Origin of the sequence: Clavibacter sp. MX14-G9D (assembly GCF_032917815.1) — a bacterium.
GTDB lineage: Bacteria > Actinomycetota > Actinomycetes > Actinomycetales > Microbacteriaceae > Clavibacter > Clavibacter michiganensis_K.
Window position 1 is genome coordinate 16,464 of record NZ_JAVCVL010000003.1, and the last position, 11,749, is coordinate 28,212.

Below are 11,749 nucleotides of genomic sequence, written 5' to 3' on the forward strand. Positions count from 1 at the left end.
CTTCCTTTGGCGAGCGCCCTACATGTCGGTCGAGGTCAGCGATCGTGCGCAGCGGATGGATGCAGGGCAGTCTCCTGGATGTCTAGCGGGAGCGCCAGCAACGGGAGTGACGCGAAACACCAGCTCCGGTTGACATAGTATCGCTCCTGTTGCGACTCCACGCAGGACACGTGCGAGGCAATCGACCGGAGTGGGGGCCCCGTGCCGAAGATCGACGTCGTCCATTGGAACCCACGACGGCCGCTCGGCCGAGCCGGTTGGGCGCGGCGCCTACCCGGTTGGGGTCGGATCGGCAACTTCGGCGACCTTCTGGGGCCCGTCATCGTGAAGAAGATGCTCGCCAGACTCGGCATCGATACCAGCTCCGCGACGACGGCGACCCGCCTGGTGACCGTCGGCTCGATCCTCCGCCTTGCACGCACAGGGGACACGATCTGGGGTACGGGCGCGAACGGTAAGTCGCTTAGCGAGACTTTCGACTTCACCGACCTCGACGTTCGAGCGGTGCGGGGGCCGCTCACGCAGGACTTCCTTCGTCGACGAGGAGTGGCAGTGCCGGACGTCTTCGGCGATCCCGGCCTACTGGTCGGGCACCTGTGGTCGCGGGACCAGCTCCGAGGCGGCATGGCCAGAAGACCTCTCACTGTCATCCCCAACTTGAACGACCTGAAGGCCGGTTGGAGCACCGGTCCGAACGACGTGGATCCGCGACGGCCCCTCAACGAGGTACTGGCTACCATCGCGGCGAGCGACCTTGTTGTGGGCTCGTCCCTGCACGCGGTTGTGGTAGCGGAGTCGTTGGGCATTCCAGCGCGCCTCGTCGTCTCCGGCGCTGAGCCCCGATTCAAGTACGAGGACTACTACCGAGGATCAGGACGCCCGTCGTTCCATGCGGCGGAAAGTGTCCGCGAGGCGATTGACCGGGGAGGGGAGTCCCCTCTCGAATGGGATCCGGCGCCCTTGATGTCCGCGTTCCCGGCCGACCTGTGGTGTCAGGAGATCATCTCTTGACGATGGCCGGCGACGCGGCTCGCGGTGCTGCGACGACGGTAGGAGGGCAGTGGATCCGCTTCCTCATCCAACTGCTGACGCTCGCGATCCTGGCGCGCATCCTGAACGCAACGGACTTCGGGATCCTGTCGATGGTCATGGCCATCGCCGGAATAGCCAGCCTGCTCGGCGACTTCGGGCTCTCCATGGCCTCGATCCAAGCTCGGGAGCTCTCCGCCGCCCAGCGCTCGAACTTGTTTTGGATCAACGCGGTACTAGGCGCTCTCCTTAGTGTTAGCGTCTTCAGTCTCGCCGTGCCCATTTCCTTGTTTTATGGACGCCCAGAGCTCATACCAGTATGTCAGGCGCTCTCCGTGGTATTCCTCCTCAACGCTCTGGCGGCGCAGTTCAAAGCAGAGGTCACGCGTTCCCTCCGCTTTCGCTGGCTTGCCGCGACTGACGTGCTAGGGCAGGCCGTCGCGTCCGCCGCGGCGATCGCCCTGGCGCTCATTGGATGGTCCTACTACGCGCTAGTGGCTCAACAGCTCGTGCTCGCCGCCGTCACCCTGATGTCCGTCATCATCGGAGCCCAATGGTTGCCCGGACTTCCGAGCCGCGGTTCCGGGATGCGTGCGCTGATAGGGTTTGGCGCCAACACGATGGGTGTGCAGCTGGTCAACTACGTGAGCGGCAATGCTGATAGTGTCCTCATCGGCCGGGTGTGGGGAGCAGGGGCGCTCGGAGTATACGACCGCGCATATCAGATATTCCGCATGCCCCTGCAACAAATCGCTGCGCCCATGACACGCGTCGTATTCCCGCTCCTGTCCCGCGCGCAGGACAGCCCCAGATTCGACCACTATGTGCAGCGTGCGCAACTCATCCTCGCCTACGGGATGGGGGGCGTCTTCTTCTTCGCAGCGAGTACGGCGGACCCCCTCATCGACCTGCTCCTGGGACCCGGCTGGGACGAGTCCAAAATCATTTTCCGCATCCTTGCGCTGGGGGGTGTCTTCCAAGCCCTCGGCTTCGTGTACTACTGGGTATTTCTCGCTCGCGCACTTACGGGTATGCAATTGAGGTACAGCATCATCACACGGACGGCCATGGTGGTCTTCATGGCCGTCGGAGTCGTATTCGGGCCAGTCGGTGTTGCAGTCGGCAGTACAACCGGTCTCGTCGTCAATTGGGTCGTGCTCAGCATCTTCGCCGCCCCTAGAGCGGGCATCGACATACACGCGTTGCTGCGCCAAGCGGCCCGGCCCGTAGCGCTCGGAACCGGGGTGCTCGCGGTGTCGCTGCCCACATCCGCTATGACGTCAGGCTTAGGAGCGCTCGGTCAGCTCTTGGTCGTCGGGGCAGTCGGCTTGGCGTTCGTGAGCCTGGCATTGGCGGCTGTGCCCGCGATACGTCGTGATTGCCACACGCTCTGGCGCACGGTTCTCTCAATCCGTCGCCGGTAGCCGCAGAGCGCAGCTGATGGGATTCAGGGATTGAGGAAGACAGCTCGAACCTAAGCCCGCAGCGAAGACGACAGGCGATCCAAAGCCACGCGCGCACGACTGAGATCGGCAATCATCAGCTCACGCGCCGACAGGAGCCCCTCAGCCCAATTCATGAGCGCCGGCGCGTCTTGGCTCGAGCGTCGAGCGACGGGGACCGCAGTGACCGCCGCGAACGTGCGTATCACCTTTTCGGGATCTGAAGTGGTCAAACCGATGGGCACCGCACCTTCAGTCAGACCCAGGATGAGTGCGTGGATGCGATCGCTCACAACGGCCACGCTTCGCGCGTACACAGCCCGAATGCGTTGCTCCTGATGGGCATGCGACTCGCCTTCCCATGTCAGCACGTCGCCCCCGAGCGCCGCCGCGAGCTCTGCGCATCGCTGAGCGTCTGCGGTCATCTGATTCACGACGACCACTTTGACCCGGTGGCGCTCCGCGAGCTCCCGTACGACCGCGATCCACACAGCATCCGGCGCAGGACGGTCGCCTCGCATCGTGACCGCGAGGATATCTCGGCCAGCCGCCGGAACCATGTCGGAAGTGGACCCAAGAGCGAAAGCCCAATCTGGCGCCACTGAACCGAGACCTACGGCTCGACAACTCTCAGGGTCGCGCCATGTCACTCGGCTGACGGTTCTGAGCAGCTGACGAAGAGCACGTGTCCGTGCGCCGGCTGCACCCGCTCGGACGGCGATACCGAGCGCCAGAGCGGTGCCTCCTCGGGCTCGAAACACTGCGACCAGAGCTCCCTGCCAGACGGCGTTGACCAGGAAACGGCGATCGAGCACGTATTCTCCGGCGTTTAACGCGAAGACGCCCCCATGAGTCGTACGCGCCAACGCGCGTCGGAGCCACGCGGTCTTGCTGGCATAAGTGACGTCCTCGGCCCTCAGGCCCAGTCCGGATATGTAGGACGCGTCGGTGCCGACGTAGACGTGCAATGCACCTCGACCTCTGAGGGCATTGAGGTAGGCGCGCCGAAGAACGGAGTCCCCGAGATTGTCCCGTTGACCGCTCGGGTTGACAAATATCTGATCGTCATCTTGCACGGGTGCCATCCTTTAATCTTTTGCCGCGTTTCTTGCCTAGTACGGCTCGAAAGGCTTCGGCATATGCCGCTGCCACGGCTTCCCAGTCGCGGTCGTCCAGTCTCGGCTTGGTCACCAACGCTCCACTGGTCGCTTCCAACGCCCCAATAAGATGCCGGGCTTCGAGCGGAGGATCGAACATGAGCAACCACTCCTCGCCGACCTCACGGGCGAGGATCTCATTCGTCGCCGTGCGTGGGACGAGGACGGGCCTTTCCAAGGACAGCGCGACGAGCACGACTCCGCTGTTGTGCATCTCTGTATAAGGAAGGACTACCAATTGCGACGCCGTGATCTCGTGCACCATCTGCGCATCAGATACGAAGTCGAAGTGGAATCCGACTCGCCGATCCTCTGCAGCCGCCTGCCTCAGCTCCTCCGCCATCTGGCTCGAGGCCTTTCCGACGATGCGGAGCTCAGCCGAGGGATCCTGCAATGAAGAGAATGTGCGAATCAGTTCGAGGTTGTTCTTGTATGGCTCGACTCTCCCGAACGCGATCATGCGATGTGTCCTCGCGCGTGCCCGGTCGGCAGTCAGCACTCCCTTGTAATGGCCATGGCGAATGATCTTACGGGGCGCTTCTTCGGTAACAGGAGTCGCCTCGGACAAGGTGACGAACAGCGCGGTGCACCGATCGACGCGTCGTAGGAGAGCCCGCTCCACGGCCCCGCCGGTCTCATGTGGCACGACGTTGTGCATCGTACGGACGACGGGCGTCTTCGTCGCCCAGAGGCGGAGGAGCAAGGCAACCGTCAATGCCGTCCGCACCATACGCACAGGACCACTACGGCCTCGGATTAGGAACTCGGGCCAGTGGATGTGGAACACGTCATACGGGCCGAGCAACGCTCGGGCCCAGGAGAAGTACGTGAAGCGCACATCTGCCGGCGCAAAGCTCACAACTTGATCGACGAACTTCGTCGTGCCATCTGGTGCGCCGACGGATTCCAGCACCGTGATTCGACGATCGCTTGACCGCGACGCACGCCGAGAACCAGCTGTCGTCATCGACGCGACCTCCCTTCGACGAGCCCGTGGATTCCTACGATGAACGCCGCTGCATGCGGGGGTGTGCGCCACATACGGCGGAAGGCGGCTGCGATGCCGGCACCATCGCGCTTCGCGGCTGCCGCGCGAAGAACGTGCGTGGCGACGAAGTCTGCCTTCGCGCGTGGCGAGAGATTAGCGCCGTGTCGGTCCGCCCAGTCGAGGCTCGCTCGCCAGTCGCTGGAGCGGGAGATGGAGCCGGCCGAGCCTTGTTGAACATGGACCAGAGGCTTGTCGACGAAGACGAACTCAGCGCCACTCGCGTCCAGGCGCGCGATGAGATCCCAGTCCTGATGCTTGGGCAGCGCTGGGTCCCACTTGATGCGTTTGAGCAGATCGGTCTCCGCGAGGAGCGAGCTCGTCTGGATGTAACCCTCACCGTGCTTCAGTCGCGGCCGTAGCACGAGATAGTCGGCGATCGACTCGTTCGGGCGGCGCGTTCTGCGAGGCAACAGACGGACATTGCCATGTTCCTCATGGAAGTACGTACTGGAAAAGCTCACCGCTGATGGTACGTCACGAACCGTGTCCAGCTGATCGCGTAGCTTCGTCGGCTCCCACCAGTCATCATCATCGAGAAATGCGACGTAACGCGACTGCGCATGCTCAAGGCCCACGTTCCGTGCGCTAGCTGCTCCGGTCCGCCCAGCCGTCACGATAAGCGTTTCGCCCTCGAGCATCGCACGGACTGGTACTTCTGCTCCCGGATCATCGAGTACGACGATCGTTGTGACATTCGCTTGGTCTTGACGTCGAACTGAGTCTAGTGCCACCTTGAGGGCGTCACGTCCCGTCGTCGGTATTACGACAGTCACATCTGATTGGCATTTCACTGTCTTGGCGATTTCCTAAACTTGTTGGCGGCAAGGATCAGTGCAAGTTTGAACGGTTCGATGAGATACCTAGCCCAAAGGCGCCCGGGGTTGTGCAGCAACCGCCATACCCACTCCAGCCCAAACCGACCTAGCCATCTCGGGCTAAGGCTCGCTGGAGCTGCAATGTAATCGATTGCACCACCGACCGTCGCATAGTGCGCGGCGGGTAGTTCTGTGAGGTGACGACTGATGAATGATTCCTGCATCGGCATGCCCATACCCACGAGTACAAGATCGGGACGATGAGCACGTATAGCCTCGATCACGAGTCCCTCGTCACGCCCGTTGAGATAGCCGGTGTTGCCAGCTACTTCATCTTTAGGGCGTTTCTGCAGCCAGCGATCGACAGCGATTGCACTTACTTCCTTTGATCCCCCTAGGAGGAAGACACGCAACGGTCGCGGTTTGTCTTCGTTCCAAAGACAGGAAATCCAGTCTGTGGATCCGATTCGGTGATCAGGCGAGACGGGTGCGCGTCTCCCTGCCATGCGCAATACAGGCCATCCATCGATGACGATGACTTCACTCGTGGCATACAGCTGACGAAACCAAGGCAGCTTGTGAAAAAGGTAGACGCTGTGCAGGTTGTGGTTGAGTAAGAGAGTGGCAGATGAGGGCGCCCTGTGAATCCGCGCGACCACATCCCGGGCGGACATCGCTGTGACTGCGACGTCAAGAACGGGAACGTGAATGCGTTGTAGACACGGATTTGCGACGGAAGTCAATGCTTCGACATGAAGCTCAGACCGACGCGCGACTTGCGGATCGTCGACACGCCGGGGCCGCGACCGTAGTTCGTCCGGGCGGTCCATTAGTACGCTCCCTCGCGCGCCAGCACTGCTCGCGCTGTCTTCCACAGGATCACGAGGTCCCCGACGATGGACCAGTTCTCGACGTAATACAGGTCAAGGCGCACGCTGTCCTCCCAAGAGAGGTTAGAGCGACCGCTCACCTGCCACAGCCCAGTGATGCCCGGCTTCACCAGGAAGCGACGGTGCACCTTGGTCTCGTACGCCGCGACCTCGCGGACTAGTGGGGGTCGAGGTCCCACGAGGGACATGCTCCCATTTAGCACATTAATTAGCTGCATGAGTTCATCGAGGCTGTAGCGCCGTAGGAAGCGGCCTATAGGGGTGACTCGTGGGTCATCCTTCATTTTAAAGAGTACGGAATTGCCGGCGTCGCGGGCCTGCTTCTCGAGCTCGAGCAGACGTGCCTCGGCGTCGGTGACCATCGTCCGAAACTTCAGCATCTGGAACGGCCTGCCGTTAATGCCAACTCGTTCTTGCCGGAAGAGCACGGGTCCCGGCGTGCTCAGTCGCACTGTCATCGCGACGACGAGAAGGAGCGGCGACGTCACCAGCAGGATCAACGCGCTGGCGAAGATGTCGAACGCGCGCTTGGCGAAGAGCTTGGAGCCCTCGTACCTCGGCGTCTCGACGTGGATGAGCGGAAGTCCTGCCACGGGCCTGGTGTGGATGCGAGGCCCGCCGATGTCGGTGAGGCTCGGCGCTACGACCAGATGCTGTCGGCCCGGTTCAAGCGACCAGCTTAGCTCCCGTATGCGCTCGGGGGAGAGCTCGTCGTTGCTGGCGATGACGATGGTGTCGGCGTCGACTGCTTTCATGGCGGCCTGCAGGTCGTCGAGCTTGCCGAGGACTGGGACACCGGTGCCCGGGAGCGTCGCCGCGATAACTCCGGACGGGATGCACGCTCCCACGACCAGGTATCCGGCGTAAGGCTGACGCGCGAGCTCTCGCGCGAGGAAGTCGGTCGACGACTCGGAGCCGATGAGGAGCACGCGTGACGAGTACTTGCCCCTAGTGCGTTGCATGTTGAGCCACTGCCGCCACATCCAGCGGCTCAGGACGAGGGTTACGACCCCAAGCGGGAGGGCGATGATGATGTAACCGCGTGCGAATTCGATTCGAAACAAGAATGCGACGATCGCGACGATCCCGAAGAGCCTGACCGTCGCGTCGAGGATGAGCCGATACTCCTGGGGCCCGGTACCGAGGACGCGGTAGCTGCGCGTGCCGTACAGGCCGAGCGCCGCCATCCAGCAGGCGATTATGACGATCGAGAGCGTCGTGTAACTGACCGTGAGGCCCTCGACGTTTCCATCGAACGTAATGTCGGAGGTCTCGAACCCGAACCAGGCGATCTGGACACCGAAGACGACCCATACGAGCACGAGCAGGTCCGTGATGACGAGGCCGAGGGCGTACGTGCGGCGCCATGCGTGGGACCGCTCGTCGTGAGCAGACTCACGCTCCGTGGATTCAAAGTTGCCTTGACGAGCGGTCGTCGCGTCGTCGTGCGTCGTCTGCTGTTCGATCATCGTCCCCCCAAGCCGGTGGTGCGTCCCCCTGAGGCACCGTCGACTCCCGAGGGAGAGACTACAGCGGTTCCTCAGCATTCCCGACGCGAGCACGGGTGAGCGCCCGGAACGGGTGCTGACGGGACGACGCCCTCGGGCGGGGGCGGGCTCAGATGCGGGTCCAGGTGCCGCCGTCCCGTCGCGTGATGCTCGCCCTCGGCACGTGCGCCAGCTCGGACGTGCGGGCGCGGACTGCGGCGGCGATCCGCTCGGCCGCGCTGTCGTCGTCGGCGGTGAAGCGCACCGTCAGCCGGGGCTCGCCGCGGACCACCTGGATGTCGTTCGCCTCGAGCGTCGCGATGCGCGCGGCCTCGGTGGCGGCGGCCGGCAGGACGGCGGCAGGATCGGCTCCGGGTCGGAGCACGCCGACGGTCATGGTGATGCGGTAGGAGGGCACGTCCCATGCTCTCGCACGGGGAAGCGCTCGTTAAATGGAAGACGGCCCCGACCACATGGTCGGAGCCGTCCTCGGAAGCTCAGCGTGCGTCGCTCACCAGTGGTGAGCGGGTGGCGTTAGAGCGGGCGGATGTTCTCAGCCTGGGGACCCTTGGGGCCCTGGGCGACCTCGAACTCCACCTTCTGGTTCTCGTCGAGCGACTTGTAGCCGCCCGTCGCGATCGCGGAGTAGTGAGCGAACACATCCGCGGTTCCGTTGTCGGGAGCGATGAAGCCGAAGCCCTTTTCAGCGTTGAACCACTTGACGGTGCCTGTTGCCATGACGAAATTTCCTTCAAAAGAGATGCATCGATCCCGGGACCCGGGACCGCGGGTCGTCTGCCCCTCGTGAACCTCCCGGCGGACCGGGCGGATCGTGAGGACCTGACGACTTGTGACCAACCCTAGCGGGTGAACCGCACGCGAGGGGGGATGCGCGCAGATTCTCGTGGGCGTTTCCCTGCATGACGTGCCGGGAGGGGTCGCGAACGGCGGCGGCGTGAGCCGGCCCGGGTCTCCGGCGTCGGTCGGTGACGGGATGATGAGGGGATGCACATCCTGGTCGCGCGGACGCCGGACGGCGTGCGCCTGATCGACGTCGACGGGACGGGCGCCGTCACGGGGCAGCGCGACGTCGCCTCCGAGGAGTGGCCCGCGATCGCCGCATCCCGCGAGCGGGAGCGGCCCTCCCCGCGCTGGGTGTGGGACGACACGGCCGCCTGGTCCCGCACGCTCCTCCCGGCGGGGGTGCGCGTCGCGCGCTGCCACGACCTCCGTCTCTGCCACGCGATCCTCCGGCTGTCCACCCTGACCGCCGACAGCGCCCTCGCCCGCCAGCCGGTCGGCGCGTGGGACCGTGCCGCACCGGTCGAGCGGGAGCGATCCGCCGCCGCCACCCTGTTCGACGACCTCGACGCCCCGGAGGGCGGGTCGCCCGACGACCTCGTCGCCGAGCTGCGCCTCCAGCTGGAGGCCGTCGCGGGCAGCGCGGAGCCCGGCCGGCTGCGTCTCCTCCTCGCGGCGGAGTCCGCCGGGGCCCTCGTCGCCGCCGAGATGTCGGCCGACGGGCTGCCGTGGGACACCGCCGTCCACGACGCGCTGCTCGTCGACCTGCTCGGCGGACGACCGGCGCACGGCGGCGCGCCGCCCGCCATCCTGCGGCTTGCCGCCCGCATCCGCGAGCTCCTCGACGCGCCGGACCTCAACGTCGACAGCCCGCCCGACATGCTGCGGGCGCTCCGACGCGCGGGCATCGATGCCACGAGCACCCGCCAGTGGGAGCTGCAGGAGATCGACCACCCGGTCATCGCCCCGCTGCTCGAGCACAAGAAGCTGTCCCGCCTCCTCGCGGCCAACGGCTGGACCTGGATGGAGACGTGGATCCGCGACGGCCGCTTCCACCCGGAGTACGTGCCCGGCGGCGTCGTCACCGGGCGCTGGGCTGCCAGCGGCGGCGGCGCGCTGCAGCTCCCGCGCCAGATCCGGTCCGCGGTGCGCGCCGATCCCGGCTGGCGGCTGGTGGTCGCCGACGCGGCGCAGCTCGAGCCGCGCATCCTGGCGGCGCTGGCGGAGGACCGGGCCATGGCCGACGCGGGCCGCGGCACGGACCTGTACCAGGGCCTCGTCGACACGGGCGTCGTCGACACGCGCGCCCACGCCAAGGTCGCGATGCTCGGGGCCATGTACGGCGCGACCTCGGGGGAGAGCGGACGCCTGATGCCGCGGCTCGTCCGCGCGTACCCCCGGGCGACAGGCTACGTCGAGGGCGCCGCACGGGCGGGCGAGAGCGGCGGGGTCGTGAGCACGCGTCTCGGAAGGTCCTCGCCGCCCCCGTCCGATGCGTGGCGGGACGTGCAGCAGGTGGGCCGGGCGGGGGAGGCGTCCGCGGCCGACGCCGCCCGTGCGCGCACCTCCGCCCGCGACCAGGGGCGCTTCACCCGCAACTTCGTGGTGCAGGGGAGCGCCGCCGAGTGGGCGCTCTGCTGGCTGGCGGGCCTGCGGCGGCGCCTGGCCGCGATGGAGCGGCCGCACTCGCGACCCCACCTCGTGTTCTTCCTCCACGACGAGGTGATGGTGCACGCGCCGGACGACCGGGTGGACGAGGTGTGCGCCGCCGTCACGGACGCCGCCGCCGAGGCCGGCCGACTGCTGTTCGGCGGTGCCCCCGTCGACTTCCCCGTCACGATCGCGGTGGTCGACGACTACGCCCAGGCGAAGTGAGGCAGCGGGCCCGCGCACGGCGACGCCCGGCCCCGCAGGGGACCGGGCGTCGCCGACGGCGGGAGCCGGGGATCAGCCGCCGGAGCCGACGTCGCCCTCGTGGTCCTCGCCCTCGCTGGTGTTGCTGCCGGAGCCGTCGGGGGTCGTCTCGTCGGATCCGCTCTCCTCGGTGACGGAGGAGGACGTCTCGACGTGCTCCTCCGTGTGGGTCGTCGTGCCGTTCTCGTCGGTCGAGGTGCTCTCGTGGTCTGTGCTCATGCTCCGAACGTACGCTCGAGCCCCATCCGCGTGAACCCCGGCCGGGGACACGCGGACGACTTGGCGGGGGCCGGGCGGACGGCGAGGATGGGGGGATGACCGATCCCGCCACCGCCGCACCCTCTCCCGCCGATCCCGCGGAGGTGCTCGCCGTCTACCGCTCGCGGCGCGAGCAGATGGTGGTGCTGCCCCAGGGGAACCTCGCGCTCGTCAACACGCAGTGGATCTCGCACGACTCCGCCCCGCAGCCCGTGTACGGGATCCCGGGCGTCTGGTCCCCGCTCGAGCCGGGGGTCTCCGGACTCCGCGTCCAGGCCGAGGCCGCCGACGGGCTCCGCCTCGACGGCGTCCTCGTGGACGGCGAGGCGGTCGTCCGCGGCCGCGACGACCCGCAGCCCTCCGCCGTCGTGGCCAGCGACACCGTCTCGGCGTTCGTCATCGCCAGCGAGGAGGGCACGTACGCGCTCCGCGTGTGGGACGCGCAGTCCGAGGCGATCCGCGACTTCGGCGGCATCGACGCGTTCCCGTACTCCGAGGAGTGGGTCGTGAAGGCCGACTTCACGCCCATCGAGGGCGGCCGCGCGATGGGCTTCGAGCACCTGAAGGACGACGGCGCCACGAAGGACAAGGTCGTGCCGGGGGAGATCACCTTCACGAAGGACGGCGTCGACTACGAGCTGGCCGCATTCCGGGAGGGCCGCGCCCTCCTCCTGGTCTTCTCGGACGCGACGAGCGGCGACTCCACCTACGGGGTCGGCCGCTTCCTGATGGTCGCGCCCTCGCCCGACGGCACGATCACGCTCGACTTCAACCGGGCCTACCTCCCGCCCTGCGCGTTCAGCTACAACTTCAACTGCCCGATGCCGCCGAAGCAGAACCGCTTCGCCGTCCCCATCGAGGCGGGGGAGAAGAACGTGCTCGCGAAGGGCGGCGGGCTGCTCCACTAG

At 66.1% G+C, this 11,749-nt stretch carries 12 protein-coding genes; 4 read left to right on the forward strand and 8 right to left on the reverse strand.

Annotated elements, in window-relative coordinates; all coding sequences use genetic code 11:
- The first annotated feature begins 333 nt into the window (after window positions 1-333).
- Both Q6969_RS00680 and Q6969_RS00685 read left to right on the forward strand, forming a co-directional pair.
- Window positions 334-1,011, forward strand: coding sequence for a polysaccharide pyruvyl transferase family protein (locus Q6969_RS00680; RefSeq protein WP_317228756.1), 678 nt, complete (start codon window positions 334-336; stop codon window positions 1,009-1,011).
- Window positions 1,012-1,013: 2 nt separating this feature from the next.
- On the forward strand, window positions 1,014-2,453 hold the full coding sequence (locus tag Q6969_RS00685; protein WP_317228727.1) for a lipopolysaccharide biosynthesis protein: 1,440 nt from the start codon (window positions 1,014-1,016) through the stop codon (window positions 2,451-2,453).
- Between the two features lie 50 nt (window positions 2,454-2,503).
- Here Q6969_RS00685 and Q6969_RS00690 read toward each other — a convergent pair whose 3' ends face one another.
- From Q6969_RS00690 to Q6969_RS00720, 7 genes are all read right to left on the reverse strand, one after another.
- Entirely contained in the window at window positions 2,504-3,547 is a 1,044-nt protein-coding gene (locus Q6969_RS00690) for a polysaccharide pyruvyl transferase family protein (protein ID WP_317228728.1), read from the reverse strand.
- Window positions 3,537-4,541, reverse strand: a complete 1,005-nt coding sequence (locus tag Q6969_RS00695; protein WP_317228729.1) for a glycosyltransferase — start codon at window positions 4,539-4,541, stop codon at window positions 3,537-3,539. The genes Q6969_RS00690 and Q6969_RS00695 overlap by 11 nt, the downstream gene beginning before the upstream one ends.
- Window positions 4,542-4,591: 50 nt before the next feature.
- Window positions 4,592-5,467 carry a glycosyltransferase gene (locus Q6969_RS00700; protein WP_317228730.1) on the reverse strand — a complete coding sequence of 292 codons (876 nt, stop codon included), beginning with the start codon at window positions 5,465-5,467 and terminating at the stop codon, window positions 4,592-4,594.
- Window positions 5,464-6,321, reverse strand: a complete 858-nt coding sequence (locus Q6969_RS00705) for a WecB/TagA/CpsF family glycosyltransferase (RefSeq protein WP_317228731.1) — start codon at window positions 6,319-6,321, stop codon at window positions 5,464-5,466. The genes Q6969_RS00700 and Q6969_RS00705 overlap by 4 nt, the downstream gene beginning before the upstream one ends.
- Entirely contained in the window at window positions 6,321-7,850 is a 1,530-nt protein-coding gene (locus Q6969_RS00710; protein WP_317228732.1) for a sugar transferase, read from the reverse strand. The genes Q6969_RS00705 and Q6969_RS00710 overlap by 1 nt, the downstream gene beginning before the upstream one ends.
- 148 nt (window positions 7,851-7,998) lie before the next feature.
- The gene (locus tag Q6969_RS00715; RefSeq protein ID WP_317228733.1) at window positions 7,999-8,286 is read right to left on the reverse strand and encodes a hypothetical protein; all 288 of its coding nucleotides are present in this window, start codon (window positions 8,284-8,286) and stop codon (window positions 7,999-8,001) included.
- Between the two features lie 116 nt (window positions 8,287-8,402).
- Window positions 8,403-8,606 carry a cold-shock protein gene (locus Q6969_RS00720; protein ID WP_012038298.1) on the reverse strand — a complete coding sequence of 68 codons (204 nt, stop codon included), beginning with the start codon at window positions 8,604-8,606 and terminating at the stop codon, window positions 8,403-8,405.
- A 267-nt stretch (window positions 8,607-8,873) separates the two neighbouring features.
- Here Q6969_RS00720 and Q6969_RS00725 point away from each other — a divergent pair, with 267 nt between their 5' ends.
- Window positions 8,874-10,544 (forward strand): bifunctional 3'-5' exonuclease/DNA polymerase, encoded by a 1,671-nt coding sequence (locus tag Q6969_RS00725; RefSeq protein ID WP_317228734.1) that lies wholly within the window; start codon window positions 8,874-8,876, stop codon window positions 10,542-10,544.
- A gap of 72 nt (window positions 10,545-10,616) precedes the next feature.
- Here Q6969_RS00725 and Q6969_RS00730 read toward each other — a convergent pair whose 3' ends face one another.
- Window positions 10,617-10,802, reverse strand: a complete 186-nt coding sequence (locus Q6969_RS00730) for a hypothetical protein (protein ID WP_146081627.1) — start codon at window positions 10,800-10,802, stop codon at window positions 10,617-10,619.
- Between the two features lie 95 nt (window positions 10,803-10,897).
- Between Q6969_RS00730 and Q6969_RS00735 the strand changes: the two genes are divergently transcribed.
- Complete coding sequence (locus Q6969_RS00735; protein WP_317228735.1) at window positions 10,898-11,749, forward strand: DUF1684 domain-containing protein; 852 nt, start codon at window positions 10,898-10,900, stop codon at window positions 11,747-11,749.

Coding starts and splice junctions, on each gene's coding strand:
- Q6969_RS00680 (WP_317228756.1), top strand. CDS start 334: ATGCTCGCCAGACTCGGCATCGATACCAGCTCCGCGACGACGGCGACC.
- Q6969_RS00685 (WP_317228727.1), top strand. CDS start 1,014: ATGGCCGGCGACGCGGCTCGCGGTGCTGCGACGACGGTAGGAGGGCAG.
- Q6969_RS00705 (WP_317228731.1), bottom strand. CDS start 6,321: ATGGACCGCCCGGACGAACTACGGTCGCGGCCCCGGCGTGTCGACGAT.
- Q6969_RS00710 (WP_317228732.1), bottom strand. CDS start 7,850: ATGATCGAACAGCAGACGACGCACGACGACGCGACGACCGCTCGTCAA.
- Q6969_RS00720 (WP_012038298.1), bottom strand. CDS start 8,606: ATGGCAACAGGCACCGTCAAGTGGTTCAACGCTGAAAAGGGCTTCGGC.
- Q6969_RS00725 (WP_317228734.1), top strand. CDS start 8,874: ATGCACATCCTGGTCGCGCGGACGCCGGACGGCGTGCGCCTGATCGAC.
- Q6969_RS00730 (WP_146081627.1), bottom strand. CDS start 10,802: ATGAGCACAGACCACGAGAGCACCTCGACCGACGAGAACGGCACGACG.
- Q6969_RS00735 (WP_317228735.1), top strand. CDS start 10,898: ATGACCGATCCCGCCACCGCCGCACCCTCTCCCGCCGATCCCGCGGAG.